Annotated in this window: 16 protein-coding genes and 2 pseudogenes; 5 read left to right on the top strand and 13 right to left on the bottom strand. The window is 69.2% G+C overall.

Annotated features, from left to right (window positions below):
• Nucleotides 1–258 precede the first annotated feature (258 nt).
• The 4 genes from ACWD6R_RS09755 to ACWD6R_RS09740 are packed head-to-tail and all read right to left on the bottom strand — an operon-like array spanning nt 259 to nt 3,828.
• Nucleotides 259–978: an ABC transporter permease gene (locus ACWD6R_RS09755; RefSeq protein WP_451818215.1), complete on the bottom strand. Its 720-nt coding sequence runs from the start codon at nt 976–978 to the stop codon at nt 259–261.
• A gap of 30 nt (nt 979–1,008) precedes the next feature.
• Nucleotides 1,009–1,920: an ABC transporter ATP-binding protein gene (locus tag ACWD6R_RS09750; protein ID WP_327245346.1), complete on the bottom strand. Its 912-nt coding sequence runs from the start codon at nt 1,918–1,920 to the stop codon at nt 1,009–1,011.
• Complete coding sequence (locus ACWD6R_RS09745; RefSeq protein ID WP_451818214.1) at nt 1,917–2,825, bottom strand: ABC transporter permease; 909 nt, start codon at nt 2,823–2,825, stop codon at nt 1,917–1,919. The genes ACWD6R_RS09750 and ACWD6R_RS09745 overlap by 4 nt, the downstream gene beginning before the upstream one ends.
• Nucleotides 2,815–3,828 carry an ABC transporter ATP-binding protein gene (locus ACWD6R_RS09740; protein ID WP_451818267.1) on the bottom strand — a complete coding sequence of 338 codons (1,014 nt, stop codon included), beginning with the start codon at nt 3,826–3,828 and terminating at the stop codon, nt 2,815–2,817. Before ACWD6R_RS09740 ends, ACWD6R_RS09745 begins: the two co-directional genes overlap by 11 nt.
• A 272-nt stretch (nt 3,829–4,100) precedes the next feature.
• Between ACWD6R_RS09740 and ACWD6R_RS09735 the strand changes: the two genes are divergently transcribed.
• The 5 genes and pseudogenes from ACWD6R_RS09735 to ACWD6R_RS09715 form a co-directional block, all read left to right on the top strand.
• Nucleotides 4,101–4,952 (top strand): M24 family metallopeptidase, encoded by an 852-nt coding sequence (locus tag ACWD6R_RS09735; RefSeq protein WP_451818213.1) that lies wholly within the window; start codon nt 4,101–4,103, stop codon nt 4,950–4,952.
• Nucleotides 4,949–6,730, top strand: coding sequence for an SDR family oxidoreductase (locus ACWD6R_RS09730; protein ID WP_451818212.1), 1,782 nt, complete (start codon nt 4,949–4,951; stop codon nt 6,728–6,730). Before ACWD6R_RS09735 ends, ACWD6R_RS09730 begins: the two co-directional genes overlap by 4 nt.
• Nucleotides 6,727–7,701, top strand: a complete 975-nt coding sequence (locus tag ACWD6R_RS09725; RefSeq protein WP_451818211.1) for a MerR family transcriptional regulator — start codon at nt 6,727–6,729, stop codon at nt 7,699–7,701. Before ACWD6R_RS09730 ends, ACWD6R_RS09725 begins: the two co-directional genes overlap by 4 nt.
• Nucleotides 7,702–7,848: 147 nt before the next feature.
• Nucleotides 7,849–8,391: an RNA 2'-phosphotransferase gene (locus tag ACWD6R_RS09720; protein ID WP_451818210.1), complete on the top strand. Its 543-nt coding sequence runs from the start codon at nt 7,849–7,851 to the stop codon at nt 8,389–8,391.
• A gap of 252 nt (nt 8,392–8,643) precedes the next feature.
• Nucleotides 8,644–8,751, top strand: a pseudogene (locus ACWD6R_RS09715) (LLM class flavin-dependent oxidoreductase); the annotation flags it as partial.
• A gap of 77 nt (nt 8,752–8,828) precedes the next feature.
• Here ACWD6R_RS09715 and ACWD6R_RS09710 read toward each other — a convergent pair.
• The 9 genes and pseudogenes from ACWD6R_RS09710 to ACWD6R_RS09670 form a co-directional block, all read right to left on the bottom strand.
• Nucleotides 8,829–9,071 carry a hypothetical protein gene (locus ACWD6R_RS09710; protein ID WP_451818209.1) on the bottom strand — a complete coding sequence of 81 codons (243 nt, stop codon included), beginning with the start codon at nt 9,069–9,071 and terminating at the stop codon, nt 8,829–8,831.
• Nucleotides 9,072–9,209: 138 nt separating this feature from the next.
• Nucleotides 9,210–9,389 carry a hypothetical protein gene (locus tag ACWD6R_RS09705; protein ID WP_451818208.1) on the bottom strand — a complete coding sequence of 60 codons (180 nt, stop codon included), beginning with the start codon at nt 9,387–9,389 and terminating at the stop codon, nt 9,210–9,212.
• A 77-nt stretch (nt 9,390–9,466) separates the two neighbouring features.
• Nucleotides 9,467–10,729 (bottom strand): ABC transporter permease, encoded by a 1,263-nt coding sequence (locus ACWD6R_RS09700; RefSeq protein WP_451818266.1) that lies wholly within the window; start codon nt 10,727–10,729, stop codon nt 9,467–9,469.
• Nucleotides 10,726–11,385, bottom strand: coding sequence for an ABC transporter ATP-binding protein (locus ACWD6R_RS09695; RefSeq protein ID WP_451818207.1), 660 nt, complete (start codon nt 11,383–11,385; stop codon nt 10,726–10,728). Before ACWD6R_RS09695 ends, ACWD6R_RS09700 begins: the two co-directional genes overlap by 4 nt.
• Before the next feature lie 115 nt (nt 11,386–11,500).
• Nucleotides 11,501–11,608: pseudogene (locus ACWD6R_RS09690) on the bottom strand (ABC transporter ATP-binding protein); the annotation flags it as partial.
• Nucleotides 11,609–11,681: 73 nt separating this feature from the next.
• The gene (locus tag ACWD6R_RS09685) at nt 11,682–11,882 is read right to left on the bottom strand and encodes a hypothetical protein (RefSeq protein ID WP_451818206.1); all 201 of its coding nucleotides are present in this window, start codon (nt 11,880–11,882) and stop codon (nt 11,682–11,684) included.
• Nucleotides 11,883–11,921: 39 nt separating this feature from the next.
• On the bottom strand, nt 11,922–12,752 hold the full coding sequence (gene mpaM / locus ACWD6R_RS09680) for a daptide-type RiPP biosynthesis methyltransferase (RefSeq protein ID WP_451818205.1): 831 nt from the start codon (nt 12,750–12,752) through the stop codon (nt 11,922–11,924).
• Between the two features lie 11 nt (nt 12,753–12,763).
• A complete protein-coding gene (gene mpaB / locus ACWD6R_RS09675) occupies nt 12,764–13,804 on the bottom strand; it encodes a daptide biosynthesis RiPP recognition protein (RefSeq protein ID WP_451818204.1) in 1,041 nt (346 codons plus the stop codon).
• A 105-nt stretch (nt 13,805–13,909) separates the two neighbouring features.
• Entirely contained in the window at nt 13,910–14,038 is a 129-nt protein-coding gene (locus ACWD6R_RS09670) for a hypothetical protein (protein ID WP_451818203.1), read from the bottom strand.
• Nucleotides 14,039–14,427 lie beyond the last annotated feature (389 nt).

Raw genomic sequence — 14,427 nt, 5'->3', positions numbered from 1 at the left:
CCTCTCCCCGGGCTTCAGGGGCGGAGGACGCTCACGGTTGCCACTCACCCAATGACCGACCCGGCCGGCACCGCCTCGCCGGAGTCGGCAATCCCCAATTTCACGAACGCTACGACGCCACGGATTCTCATTGCCTCCACGCCCCCTGAACAACGAACCGATAACCGTACAGTTACGCGTACGACTGTCCGTTCATGCGTCAACCCCCGCCCGAAGGGCAGGGGTTGACGGACACAAGGGGCAGCAGAGCCCTTCGGCTCACTCCTCGCCGGCGAGCTTCAGCGTGCGCAGTTTCTGACCCGCGTACCAAGTGGCGAGCACCGTGACAGCCGCCAGCAGAACCGTCGCGAGCGGCAGTCCGACCTCTGAGGTGATCGCGCCTTCCCCGCCGACCTTTTCGGCAAGCGCGAGCGACCACTGCTGCACGCTGAGCGTGCGTGCCCCGGGCACGAAGCTGCCGAAGAGCGCCTCCCACACCAGCGCGTAGACCAGGCCGAAGACCACCGCATGCCTGCTGACCGTGCCGAGCAGCAGGAACAGCGCGCTGTACGCGATGGAGGCGACCAGCGCCGCGATCGTGTACGCCACCGCGATCTGCTGGCCGTTGCCGTTGAGGATCATGCCCGCGACGAATGTCGGCAGGGCGGAGAAGACCATGGTCACGGCGATCGCCACGATCAGCTTGGTGAAGATGATCGTCGGCCGTTTCACCGGCTTGGCCAGCAGATAGACGATCGATCCGTCGTCGATCTCGGGGCCGATGGCCCCCGTACCGGCGATCACACCGATCAGCGGCACCATCGTGGCGATGGCGAAACCGCCCAGCACATCGGCGGCGACCTGGTCATCGGCCCCGGCGAACGCCCGTACCGCGACGGCGATGACGATCAGCAGCGCGGGCAGGACGAAGAGGATCGCAGCCCTGCGCCGGCCGAGCAGGGCCCGGTAGGTGAGCCGGGCGACTGTGGGGTTGTACATGACGCTTCACAGCTCCTTTCAGGCCACTACTCAGGCCGCTACGAGATAGGAGAAGACCGATTCGAGGGACTCGTCGGACGGCGAGACGGTCAGCAGACGGATGCCGTGTTCCCGCGCGACCTTCGGCAGCAGCGTGGTGAACCGTCCGAAGTCGACCGCCTGGATACGCAGCGCCTGCTCGCTCAGGTCGACTTCGATCCCGGCCGTCGACGGGTCTGCGATGAGCGCGGCGGCGAGGGCGCGGTCGTCGCTGGACCGTACGAGATAGCGGTGCGGACGGTCCGTCATCAGCCGGCGGATCTTCCGGAAGTCACCGGACGCTGCATGCCGTCCGGCCACGATCACCTCGATGTGCGAGGCGAGTTGCTCGACCTCTTCGAGGATGTGGGAGGAGAACAGGACCGTACGGCCCTCGGCGCCCATCCGCCGCAGCAGCTCCATCAGCTGCATCCGCTGGCGGGGGTCCATCCCGTTGAACGGTTCGTCGAGCAGCAGCACGGACGGCTCGTGGACCAGCGCGGACGCCATCTTCACGCGCTGCCGCATGCCCTTGCTGTACGTGGCGATCTTGCGGTCCTGCGCGTACTCCATCTCGACCGTGGCCAGCGCCTTCTGCGCGGCAGCCTCGTCGAGTCCCTGCAGTTCCGCGTTGGCGACGACGAATTCGCGGCCGGTGAGGAAGTCGTACATCGCCTCCCGCTCCGGGACGATGCCGATCTGCCGGTACACCTCCTCGTTGCGCCAGATCAGCGCGCCGTCGAGGGTGACCTTGCCGGTCGACGGTGCGAGGAACCCGGCCATCATGTTGATCAGCGTGGACTTCCCCGCACCGTTGGGGCCGAGCAGTCCGGTCACGCCGGGGCCCACGGTCATGCTCACGTCGTTGACGGCGACCACATTGCCGAACCAGCGCGAGGTGTGGTCGATCTCGATGGTGGTCACAGCCCGACCCTCCGGTAGCGGCGCATCAGTACGGCGTGCGAGCCGGCGACGAGCGCGAGGACAACGATCAGATACACCATGCCTGTCCCGGCGCCCGGTGATTCGCCTCCGGGGAAGGCGGAGGTGGCACCGAGGAACGCGCTCTGGACGCCGCCGATCAGCGTGATGGGCGAGAAGAGCCCCAGCCACTGCACGGCACCCGCCGAGCCCGTCCCCCAGGCGATGGCCTGGACGGTGGAGACCGCTCCGTACGAGATGGTCAGTACGGCGATCACCGCGGCAACGCCGAAGCCGCGGCGCGGAGTCAGTGCGGCCATCACCAGGCCGAGTCCGGCGAAGAGCACGGAGAGCAGGGCCACCGACACCAGCCCCTGTCCGAACCACGTGGTCTGGTCGGCGAAGTCGAACTTCCCCAGCAGGGCTCCCACATACATCACGAGAAGCGGTGTCGCGGTGAGGATGAACAGGGCGGATGCCATCGCGGCGTACTTGGCGACGACGTAGTCGACCCGTTCGATAGGGCGCGAGAAGTACAGCGGGACGCTCTTGAAACGGAGATCCCGGGAGACGGACTGCGGTGCCTGCGAGGCGATGAAGAGGCCGATGACGGCCTGCAGATAGATCGCGAAGTCCGTGTATTTGATCACGAGCTTCGTCGCGTTGGGCGTGGCCATCGCGACGGCCACGATGATCAGCGCAACCAGGCACATCACGCCGAAGAGCAGCATCGGCAGCACCTTGGACTTGGCGGAACGGCCCAGTCCGAAGGAGCCCCGCAACGACTGCGAGTAGAGGGAACGGCGGGCATATCCGCGGCCCAGGCGCGGGCCGTCGTAGGAGCGGTACCCGATGTTGTGGATCCGGGTGGTCTCGCTCCCGGTCACGGCCCCGGTCTCAGTGCTCATCGCGACCGCTCCCCTTCTGCTGTGCGGCTCCGGCCAGGACCGTCTCCGCGGTCTCTGCGGTGCCTTCGGTACGGAAGACCTCGGCGATGTGGTGGCGCCGCTGTTCCATCCGTACGAGACCGAGTCCGAGCCCGGCGACGCTGTCGCGGACGACGTCGTACGTCTCCTCGCCGGTGGCCTCGATCAGCAGGATGTGACCGGCGCCCGGCAGACCGTCCGCCTCGATTCCGTCGCGGCCCAGAAGACTGACACCGGCTGCCGTGAGCGCCCGGCGCAGTGCGTCCGTGCCGTCGGGGTGGGCGTCGCTGTCGGTGACCTCGACCGCGAGGGTCGTGGTGGTCTGGGTGAAGTCGCTGGTGGAACTGGAGCGCAGCAGCGCGCCGCCGTCGATGACGACGACATGGTCGCAGGTGCGCTCCAGTTCTCCCAGAAGGTGGGAGGTCACCAGGACCGAGATGCCGAAGTCGGTGTGGACGCGGCGGATCAGGCCGAGCATCTCGTCGCGGCCGACCGGGTCCAGGCCATTGGTCGGCTCGTCGAGGAGGACCAGCTGCGGGTCGTGGACCAGCGCCTGGGCCAGCTTCACGCGCTGCTTCATGCCGGTCGAGTAGCCGCCGATGGGGCGGTAGCGCTCCTCGTACAGACCGACGTGTCGCAGCGTGTCGGCGGTGCGCTCGCGCGCTGCCGTCGGCGGCAGTCCGGACATCCGCGCCATGTGGACGACGAACTCGGTGGCGGAGACGTCCGGCGGCAGGCAGTCGTGCTCGGGCATGTAGCCGACCCGTTCCCGGATGGCCGCACCACTGGTGGCGACGTCCAGCCCGAGCACCGCGGCCCGGCCTTCGGTGGCGGGGGACAGACCCAGCAGGATCTTGATCAGTGTGGACTTGCCGGCTCCATTGGCGCCCACCAGGCCGGTTACACCGGGCCCGATGTCCAGGGAGAGCCGGTCAAGCGCGGTCACCCGGGGGAACCGCTTGCTCAGGCTTTCGGTCGCGATCACAGTCACATCTTCGACAGTAGTGGCGCGGGCCACACCAGTCGTCAGACCAGGCGGTTGGATCCGCGTCAGCCTCCAGTCGTACGGCCCCGTAGGGGGACCCCGCGAGGGAGGACGACGAAGGTAGGGGCGGTGACCGGGAACAGGGCCTGAGGGGAGAGCTCGGGGAGTTGTCCACAGGTCTTGCGCACCCCTTGACGCAGCCGCCGGACATTGTCACATTCATCAGTGTCACGTTACGAGCGCGTACCGCACGGCATGGGACGGACGGTGGCATGGCCTCACCGGTGAAGGACGGACGGCCCCAGGAGCTCCAGGGGTTCAGAGAGGTGCAACGCCTCGCGTACGCCTGCGCGGAGGCGGTCGCCGCACGGCTCGAACCGGGGGTGACGGAGCGCGAGGCAGCCCGGATGCAGCGGGAGTGGCTGCGCGAGCGAGGGGTCCGTGACTGGTTCCATCTCCCGTTCGCCTGGTTCGGGGACCGCACGGCGTTCGCCGGTTTCAAGGTGCCGCTGCAGTTCTTCCCGACCAACCGGAAGCTGGAGCCCGGGATGCCGTTCATCCTCGACATGGCTCCGGTGTACAAGGGGTTCACGGCGGACATCGGATATTCCGGCTGTCTCGGGCTCAACCCGTTGCACGACAAGCTCCTTGCCGATCTTGAGGTCCACCGCGCACTGATCCTGGACGAGGTGCGTGAGCGACGTCCGCTGCGCGAGATCTATGAGGACGTCGAGCGCCTGATGATCAAACAGGGGTACGCCAACAGGCACCGCACCTATCCCTTCGGCGTCATCGCCCACAAGGTCGACCGCGTGGCTGAGCGCCGCTGGTCACCGCGGGTGTTCGGGTTCGGTACGCAGTCGCTCAAGGGCCTCGTCAGCGATGCGGTGCACGGGCACCGGGACGGCTGGTCTCCGCTGTGGAGTCCGTACCGCTTCTCCGACCACCCGCCGCAGCCGGGGCTGTGGGCGGTCGAACCCCATCTCGGATTCCGGGGTACGGGCGCGAAGTTCGAGGAGATCCTGGTCGTCACCGATTCCAAGGACCCCGAGCAGAGCGCCTTCTGGCTGGACGACGATCTGCCGCATGTGCGGCGCTGGGCCGAGGAGAGGGTGGCGGCGTGAGTCTGCAGGATGTACCGGGGTTCCGCGAACGCCGGGTGCGTACGGGCGGGATCGAGCTGTGCGTCGCCGAGCTGGGCGACGAGACGCGTCCGACGGTCGTGCTGGTGCACGGCTATCCGGACAGCAAGGAAGTCTGGACGCAGGTCGCGGCGCGGTTGGCCGAGCGGTGGCACGTCGTCCTGTACGACGTGCGCGGCCACGGCCGGTCGACGGCTCCGGAGCCACTGCGAGGCGGGTTCACTCTGGAGAAGCTCACCGACGACTTCCTGGCCGTCGTCGATGCGGTGAGTCCGGACCGGCCGGTGCACCTGGTCGGGCACGACTGGGGTTCGGTCCAGTCGTGGGAGTTCGCGACGGTCATACGCACCGAGGGCCGGATCGCCTCCTTCACGTCGATGTCGGGTCCCTCCCTGGACCACTTCGGTCACTGGATCAAGCAGCGGATGACGCGGCCCACCCCGCGCCGGGTCGGTCAGCTGCTCGGCCAGGGGGCCAAGTCCTGGTACGTGTACATGCTGCACACGCCGGTGCTGCCGGAGCTCGCCTGGCGCGGCCCGCTCGGCAAGCAGTGGCCGCGGATACTCCAGCGGATGGAGAAGGTGCCCGCGGGCGACTACCCGACGCCGTCCCTGCCGAACGACGCGGCGCACGGCGCCTGGCTCTACCGGGACAACGTCCGCGCCCGGCTGCGCAGACCGCGTGCCGACGCGTACGCGCATGTGCCGGTCCAGCTGATCACGCCGACGGGTGACATCTTCCTTTCGGAGAAGCTGTACGAGCAACTGGAGCTGTGGGTGCCGCACTTGGTACGACGCTCCCTGCCGGCCAAGCACTGGGTGCCGCGCACCCGCCCGGACCAGCTTGCCTCCTGGATCAGCGAGTTCGTCGCCGCCAACGAGTCGGCGCTGGAAGACGGGCGGCCGGCCCCGGACACCGCACCGACCGGGGCGTACGCCGACCGGTTCGGCGGTCAGCTGGTCCTGGTGACGGGCGCGGCGGGCGGTATCGGGCGGGCCACCGCGTTCGCGTTCGCGGAGGCGGGCGCCCGGGTGGTGGCCGTGGACCGTGACGCGGAAGGGGCGGCCAGAACGGCGGAGATGGCCCGTCTGATCGGCTCCCCCGCCGCCTGGGGCGAGGCGGTGGACGTCAGCGACGAGCAGGCGATGGAGAAGCTCGCCGAGAAGGTCGCCGCCGAGTACGGCATCGTCGACGTCCTGGTCAACAACGCCGGGATCGGCCTGTCCGGCTCCTTCCTGGAAACCACGAGCGAGGACTGGAAGAACGTCCTGGACGTCAATCTGTGGGGTGTCATCCACGGCTGCCGGATCTTCGGCAGGCAGATGGCCGAGCGCGGCCAGGGCGGCCATATCGTCAACACCGCCTCCGCCGCCGCGTATCAGCCGTCCCGGGCGCTGCCCGCGTACAGCACCTCCAAGGCGGCCGTGCTGATGCTCAGCGAGTGCCTGCGGGCCGAACTGGCCGAGCGGTCGATCGGGGTCAGCGCCATCTGCCCCGGCATCGTCAACACCAACATCACGGCGACCACGCATTTCGCCGGGGCCGACGCCGATGAGGAGAAGCGTCTGCGGAAGCGGACCAGCCGGCTGTACGGGCTCCGTAACTACCCGCCGGAGAAGGTCGCCGACGCGATCCTCGAGGCCGTGGCGCACAACCGGGCCGTGGTGCCGGTGACACCGGAGGCGCGAGCCGCCCGGTTTCTGTCCCGGCTCAGTCCCGGCGCGCTGCGCGGGATCGCCCGGCTGAAGCCGCCGCTGTGAGCGGGGCCGGGCCGTCCGCGGCAACGACGCGTTCCGCCGTCGAGTACCGGATCGAGGACCTGGCGCATGCGAGCGGTGCCACGGTCCGCACGATCCGGGCCTATCAGGACCGGGGGCTGCTGCCGACGCCGGAGCGGCGCGGCCGGGCCAATGTGTACCGGGACACGCATCTCGCCCGGCTCCGGCAGATCGCCAACCTGCTGGACCGCGGTTACACGCTGGCCAGCATCAAGGAGCTGCTGGAGGCGTGGGACGCGGGACGCGGGCTGGGCGGGGTGCTCGGGCTCGTCGCCGAGGTGCACGGCCCGTGGACGGACGAGCAGGCCGACCGGATCACCCGGGACGAGCTGCATGCGAAGTTCGGCGGCATGCAGGACGACCAGGCGATCGCCGAGGCGGTCGAGCTCGGAGTACTGGAGTGCATCCCGGGCCGGGGCGACGAGTTCCTGGTCCCGAGCCCACAAGAGCTCTCTGTAGCCGTCGAGTTGCACGCCGCAGGGGTGCCGCTCACCGCAATCTCCGGCCATCTGCGGGAACTTCGGGGACAGGTCGAGCACATCGCCTCCCGTTTCCTGGAGTTCACCACGGAGCATGTGTTCGCTCGCTACCTCGGCCATCGTCCACCGACGGACGCGGATGCGGCCGAGGCCGCTTCGCTGGTCCGTCGGCTCCGCCCGCTCGCGCAGCAGACAGTGGACGCGGAACTGGCCCGGGCCATGCGGACGTTCGCCACGCGTCATCTGCAGCACCATCTCGGCGCGGACACACCGCTCACCCCGGGACTCTCGACGAGCGAGCCTCGTTCCGTACCACTGCCGCCGGAAACAATGCAGGCCGTAAAGCGCCTGGTTGGTCCGCAGAACGTCGCTGCCTTTGTCGCCGCCGCCACTGAACGCGAGGTACAGGCCAGGGCATTGGATGCACTTGCCACATCAAGCCACGAATCAAGGCAAGTTACCCAAAACGGTTGATTACGACGTCACTTGTCCACAGAATGGCCAATTAACCTGTGGATAACCGCAGTTGGTTGTGGATCAAACCTGTGGACGAAAATCGTTGGTGCGAATCGTGAGCAAATTCTGGTGCGCCGACGAGATCGCCACAGGCACTCTGTCCGGATGGACGAGAGACGCACCGTCAAGGTGTCCAAGTACCTCGCAAAGCATCTGCGGCACCAGCCCGAGCGGATCGGGATCCATCTCGACCCGAACGGCTGGGTGACGATCGACGAGTTGCTCCGGGCCGCGGCTCGGCACGGCTTCCCCATCACCCGTGCCGAGCTCGACCATGTCGTTGCCGCCAATGACAAACAGCGCTACGCGATCGAAGGCGACCGTATTCGGGCGAGCCAGGGCCACACCGTCCCGGTGGACCTCGGCCTGCCTCCGTCCGAGCCGCCCGCGTACCTCTATCACGGCACTGTGGGCCGCGCCCTCGACACGATCCGCACCGAGGGGCTGCGCCCCATGAACCGGCTCCACGTCCACCTCTCGGCCGACCGCGAGACGGCTACCCGCGTCGGCGCCCGCCGTGGCAGGCCCGTGATCCTCTCGGTGGACGCGGGCGCGATGCACCGCGCCGGCCACCTCTTCTACGTCAGCGCGAACGGGGTCTGGCTGACCGACTCCGTACCGCCGGAGTTCCTCCGCTTTCCCGGCTGAACCCGACCCGTCCGCCTTCCCGGCCATCGTCTGCCCGTCCCACCTGCCCTCCCCGTGGTCCTGGATCCGCCTCGGCTCCCCGTCCCGGCGTGAATGCCCTCAGGCGCCGTCCGCACTTCGCCGGCACCGAGACCGACGTCCTCGCGATCCGCGAGATCGCCCACACATTCGATCCGGAGGTGCGGGCCACCGATGACATCGGCGCCGACCAGGTCTTCCGCCGAACCTCCCCAGGCACCCTCGTCATAACCGATTCGGTGGCGGACCTTCCGCGACGGGCCGTGGTTCGGCGCGGTGCCGACCTTGACCGCCGCGGCGGCCGCCACCGAGCGGCTGCGCCTGGGCACCCTCGTCACCTCAGTCAAGCCTTTTTCACCTATCGCGGCCTGACCTGCGACTTCCGACTCTTCGTCGGTGCGCCGTTCCCGGGTCGTGCGTCAGTGGGAGGCCAGGAGCCAACCCTGAAGGCCGGGCCGGGACAAGATGTCAGTGGCGATTCGGGTGACCTCGGACGTGGTGGTTCCGGGCGGGGCCACTATCAGGAGGCGGGCGAGGTTCTCCTGGAATTCGCTGACCTCGGCATGCCATCCGTCCGGGAGGAAGGCCACGAAGCGGATCGCTGCGGTCTCTGGCGGCACCCCGGACGGACCGGTGATCGATACCTGGTGGGAGGAGTTCATGGGCGGCTCCACATGAGGAAGAGAAGGGATGGCGGTGAGGCAGGTTGCAGTCTCACACGCGTAAAATCCGTGCGCTGAAACAGGGTCCGGGGCCGGCTGCCTCGGTACGGCCGACCCCGGACACGGTCGAGGGGCCGATCAGTCGGACGAGCCGCCCTTGGCGAGCCGGCCGACCACCACGAGGATCGTGACGGCGAGTGCCGCGCCGACGCCGTAGCGGACGCCGTCGGCGGCGTCGCTGGTGATCAGCACCACCTCCACACAGGCGAGCACGGCCAGAAGCGCGGCGAGGGAGGTGTTGGAGCGGGAGGCGGTCATCGGAGTTCCTTCCGGGTGACGTCGGGTTTCTGGCTGTACCGGCGTGTCTGGCCGGTGGTTCGGGTGGCGCGGGAAGGTCAGTCCGTCAGCTTCACGGCCTGGCGGAACGAGAGCTTGCGGTCGGTCTGGAGGAGCGCCCGGCGATACACCCGGCTGCTCACTCCGACGATGACCGCCGCGGCGGCAATCGACAGGACGAGCGCGACGGCGGGCTCCCACCAGGCGGTCTCTCCAGCCAGGACGCGGGCCGGCATGGTGACGGTTGAGGTAAGGGGGATGAACGAGAGGATCTCCCGCAGACTGCCGGACACGGTGACGCCGACGATGAACACGAGCGCGGTGATCGCGTTCACCGGCGTCGTGGTGGACTGGATGTCCTCGCTCCGGGTGGCGAGCGCGCCCGCGGCGGCGAACAGGCAGGCCAGGACCGCGATGCCCACGACGTAGAAGACGAGGAACCAGCCCAGGCCCGAGCTGATGCCGGCGAGGAACTCCTGCTCGCCCGTGAACACCAGGCCGCCGATGCCGACCAGGCAGAACAGGGCCATCTGGGCGAGCGCCAGGAGCGTGGAGCCGACGATCTTGCCGACGAGCAGGGACCGCAGAGGCACGGAGCTGGCGATGAGCTCGACGATGCGGTTCTGCTTCTCTTCCACGACGCTCGTCGCCAGCGCGGCACCGAGCAGAACCGCGGCCAGGTAGAAGAGGAAGCCGAAGAAGTACGTCGTCATCCGGACCGCGCCCTCGGGTGTCTTGTCGGCCGAAAGCAGGATGTGCTTGACCTCCGCCCCCTCGCTGAGGGCCCCCAGGCTGGTGCCCGCGGCCTGCGCGTTCCGGTCGAGGGCGTTCGACTGCACGGCGGCGCCGATCCAGGTGGCGGCGATGTCGTTCTGCCCGGTGTCGCCGAGCAGGACCCAGCGGCCGCCCTCGAACAGCAGCCCGGCCTCGGCCTCACCGGACCGTACGGACTCGCGGACCTGATCGGCGGACGACTCCTGCCGCACCGTGATCTCGACGTCCTGGTCCGCCCGGACGGCCAGCTGCTCGGCCTGGCCGGCGATCCGACCGGCCTGCTGGTCGTCCACCGCGACGGTGATCTTCCCCATCGAGTCGGCCAGGTAGAGCTGTAGTCCGATCGCGCCCACGATCAGGGCGAGGGTGACCAGCGTCGACAGCAGGAAGCCGCGGTTGGTGAGCTTCACCGAGATCTCACGGGCGGCGACGATCCGCCAGGAGGCCGCGGTGGCCGTACGGGACGGGGTGCCGGAAGCCGCGGGCGTGCCCTTCGGGCCGGGCGACGTCTCGGACCGGTGCACGGGGTTCGAGGTCAGGGTGCTCATGCGGAGGTCATCTCCCGGTAGACGTCGGCGATGCTGGGAACGAGGGGGGTGAAGGCGTGCACGGCTCCCCGGCGCAGGGCCTCCGTCAGGAGCGCGCCGGGATCGGCGTCGGCGGCCAGCTCGACGCGGGCTCCGTCGGGGAGTTCTTCGACGTCGGTCACGCCGGGGACGGCGTGGGCCCAGCCGGCCGGAGCGCCGGTGACCAGGTGGTACAGCGGCTTCTCGCGGTGACGCAGCTCGTCCGCAGCGCCCTTGCCGACGACACGGCCGGTCGCCATGATCACCAGGTCGTCGCACAGGCGCTCGACCAGGTCGAGCTGGTGCGAGGAGAAGAGCACCGGAACGCCGGTCTCCGCGTACTCCCGCAGCAGTTCGGCCATCGTGTCGACGGCATGCGGGTCGAGCCCGGAGAAGGGCTCGTCGAGGACGAGCAGCTTGGGCGTGCCAAGGAGGGCGGCCGCGATCTGCACACGCTGCTGATTGCCCAGGGACAGGGACTCCAGCCGGGACTGGCTCTTCTCGGCCAGACCGAGGCGTTCGAGCAGTTCGAGGATGTGACGGCGGGCGTCGGCGGCGCTCTGGCCGCGCAGCCGGGCCAGATAGACGAGTTGGCTGAGGACAGTCTGCTTCGGGTAGAGGCCCCGCTCCTCCGGCATGTAGCCGAAGTCCCTGCGGTCGGCGGCCGTGACGGGGGCACCCTCCCAGCGGATCTCGCCCGTTCACGGCCAGTACGCCCATGATCATGCGCATGGTGGTGGTCTTGCCCGCACCGTTCCCACCGACGAACCCGGTCAACCGGCCTCTGGACACCCGGAAGGACACCTGGTCGACGGCACGGTGATCGCCGAAGTCTCGTACGAGTTCTTCCAGTTCCAGCATCTGTGTCTTCTCTCAGCTCGGTTGATCGGTGGTTCGGGTAGGGGGTCTCGAGCGGCGGCGGGCCATCGTCGGGTCAGGGCAATGGGTGGGGGGCCGCGTCCCGTGGGTCGTCCCGGCGGGCGGGGCAGCCGGTGCGCTCCGCCGCCGACGCCAGACGGGGGAGGTGCCAGCTCCACTCGTGCGTCTCGTCCATCCGCAGGTTCTGGTAGCCGGGGGCCACCACCTTGAGTGACGCGGTGTCCGGTCGCACCGACGGCGCAGAGGCTGTCGTCACCGTGGCCGGAGGGCGGTATGAGGTAGGGCCAGAGCGCGGTCATCGGGAGGCTTCCGTGGTCAGGAGTGTCACGCGGTGACGCTCGCCGGGCGGGGAGAGGAGGTGGCGGGAGGTGATGGTCAGGCCGGCCGCGGCGAGCTCTTCCTCCAGGCGGGACAGATCGAGGACGGCCACGCGGTCCGTGCGGACCGTGACGGGGCTGTCGTCCTGCGGCGGGTCGGCGGGAAACAGAGTGACGGTGCGGCTGTCGGCGCCGGCGGGCCAGTGCTCGTACAGCTCGTAGACGGTGCCACCGGCTCCGGTGACCCGTACGGCCGTCTCGTCGGGGCCATCGGAGTCGCCCCGCTCCAGGACGGTCAGAAGAAACCGGCCGCCCTCGGTCAGATGCGCCAGGACGCTGCGGTACAGGCCCGCGCGGCCGTCCTCGTCCAGGAGCGAGAGCGAGGTGGTGCCGAGCAGGATGTGAGGGAAGCTGCGTCCGAGTGCGAAGCGGGACATGTCGCCCTGCACCACGGTGCAGCGGGTTCGCATCGACGCCGGGGCTCTGTCCAGTTGGGCCTGCAGCAGCGTCAGCATGTCGGTGGACAGGTCGAGAGCGGTGACCTCCCGGCCGGTGGCGAGCAGCGGCAGGGTGAACCGTCCCGAGCCGGCCGCGAGGTCGAGCACGGGGCCGGGCGTCGTCCGCACGGCGGTCAGCAGGGCCCGGGTCTCGGGGTCGTCGTAGGTGGCGAGGTCGTGGTAGAGCGGGGCGCCGAGGGCGTCGTACAGGCCGCAGACGCGGGCCCTGTCGCCGAGCTCTGCCGTCCGGCGCGCGGCCTGGATCCCTTCGGCCGTCGTGGTCTCGTTGCCCGTCATCATGGTGAGGGGCATGGCCGGGGCGCTCATCGCGCGGCCGCCGGGACGCGCACCGGTACGGGCAGCGGCAGGTCGTGCCGGGCCAGCAGCTCGGCCAGCCGGCCCACCTGGTCGGCGGGGAGAATGTCGCCCACCACTCCGGAGGTCGCGAGCAGGCACTCCAGGGCCTGTGCGGCCCGCCGGTCGACGGCGAACAGGCGGCTGCCGGCCACGACATACGCGTCCTCGTCCCCGTACAGCACGATCGGCAGGGTCGGGTCCGCCAGGTCGGCGTCGGTGCCGGCCGCAGCGAGCCCGGGCGTCAGTCGGGAGCCGAAGCCGGAGACCCGCAGGCCGGTGGCTCCGCGCGCCATGAGGCTGCGCAGCGCGGTGACGGCTTCGAGGTAGCGGGCCAGGAAGGGGCGACTGCGCAGGGCCTCCGCCCGTGTCTCCGCCGGCAGTGCCGCGTCCAGCGCGGCTGTGTCGTGTCCGGCCCGGGCGAAGCGCTCGGTGAGGGTGTCGAGGCTGTCGTCGACCGTGCCGAGCACCGCTCCCGTGGGACTGGTGGACACCTGCCCGTTCCGGTCGGCGTAGAGACGCAGGGCCGGTCCGTCCGCCGGGTCGTGAGCACCGCTCAGGGCGGCCGGGTCGGCAAGGAGCACCGAGGAAGTGATGAGGAACTCGGGGAAGACGCCCTTGGCGAGCGCCCGGTCGGCGTCGGCGAGGAAGGCATCGAAGTCGTTCTGGTCGAAGACTCGGACGACGGTCGGACCGAAGACGGTCATGAAGGGGCTGGCGGCGTAGGCATGGGTCTGCAGGAAGAAGTCCTGGCCGTTGGAGAACTCATCGCCGGGCTCCGTGAGGCTGCCCTGGTAGCTGACGGCGGGGGCGAGGACGCCGGTGCCGTCATCGGGTGCCAGGAGTAGGGTCCGTGGGCCGACGAGCCCGGCGGCCGTGACGGCGGGGATGTGTGCCGCGTCGGCCAGTACGAGTGTGCCGACGCCGGCGCCGGGGGGCCCGACGAGCGGGGAGGCGGTGGCCCAGGAGATGAGGTGTTGCTTCAGACGTCCACGAGCAGTCATGTCCATGCCAGGCGATCCTTTACTGGTCTGCTTCCCCCTCTGCCTCTGGGCAGCAGGGAATCGAGTTCGGCGGAGGTACGCCCCGGCTACGGCGCGGCCGGCAACGAGCGGTCAGGGCTGCTCGGCGGCGAAGGCCGTTCCCTGGCCGACCAGGGCGATCAGCCCCGCAGTCAGCAGACCGACGACGACGTGTCCACGACGACGGGACGACAGCGTGCTGCGGGACGTGAAGCGGTTCACAGGGTGTCTCCTCGATGCTCGATGCGGCGTTCGTTCGCTCTGCGCTGTTCGTGCTTCCTTGCGAGAACGACTCTGCCGTCTGGCGAAGGCCACCACGAGGCCGTGTGCGCGCAGCTTGCTGCACGCACGGGTTCCTCAAGCTGCAGTCGCTATCTCGCCCGGCTGGCTCGCCATCCCCAAAGCCACCTCCGATTTGAGAAATAACTGGCACATAGCAGCAGCCCGTCGTTGACAGCCGATAACGGACAGCTGAGGATTCCAGGAATCGCTGGTTTGATCGATCATCAACAGGGGGAGCACATGAGTAACTTGCTCGCCTTCCTAGGCGTGAGCGAGGAAGAGGAGCGTCTGTACCGCGCCCTCCTGCGTCGCGACTCGTCCTCGCCAGC

Source organism: Streptomyces sp. NPDC005151 (assembly GCF_053599875.1).
This window is presented reverse-complemented; position numbering and strand designations above follow the sequence as displayed.

Coding starts and splice junctions, on each gene's coding strand:
- ACWD6R_RS09755 (WP_451818215.1), bottom strand. CDS start 978: ATGTACAACCCCACAGTCGCCCGGCTCACCTACCGGGCCCTGCTCGGC.
- ACWD6R_RS09745 (WP_451818214.1), bottom strand. CDS start 2,825: ATGAGCACTGAGACCGGGGCCGTGACCGGGAGCGAGACCACCCGGATC.
- ACWD6R_RS09735 (WP_451818213.1), top strand. CDS start 4,101: ATGGCCTCACCGGTGAAGGACGGACGGCCCCAGGAGCTCCAGGGGTTC.
- ACWD6R_RS09720 (WP_451818210.1), top strand. CDS start 7,849: ATGGACGAGAGACGCACCGTCAAGGTGTCCAAGTACCTCGCAAAGCAT.
- ACWD6R_RS09710 (WP_451818209.1), bottom strand. CDS start 9,071: ATGAACTCCTCCCACCAGGTATCGATCACCGGTCCGTCCGGGGTGCCG.
- ACWD6R_RS09705 (WP_451818208.1), bottom strand. CDS start 9,389: ATGACCGCCTCCCGCTCCAACACCTCCCTCGCCGCGCTTCTGGCCGTG.
- ACWD6R_RS09700 (WP_451818266.1), bottom strand. CDS start 10,729: ATGAGCACCCTGACCTCGAACCCCGTGCACCGGTCCGAGACGTCGCCC.
- ACWD6R_RS09695 (WP_451818207.1), bottom strand. CDS start 11,385: ATGCCGGAGGAGCGGGGCCTCTACCCGAAGCAGACTGTCCTCAGCCAA.
- mpaM (WP_451818205.1), bottom strand. CDS start 12,752: ATGCCCCTCACCATGATGACGGGCAACGAGACCACGACGGCCGAAGGG.
- mpaB (WP_451818204.1), bottom strand. CDS start 13,804: ATGGACATGACTGCTCGTGGACGTCTGAAGCAACACCTCATCTCCTGG.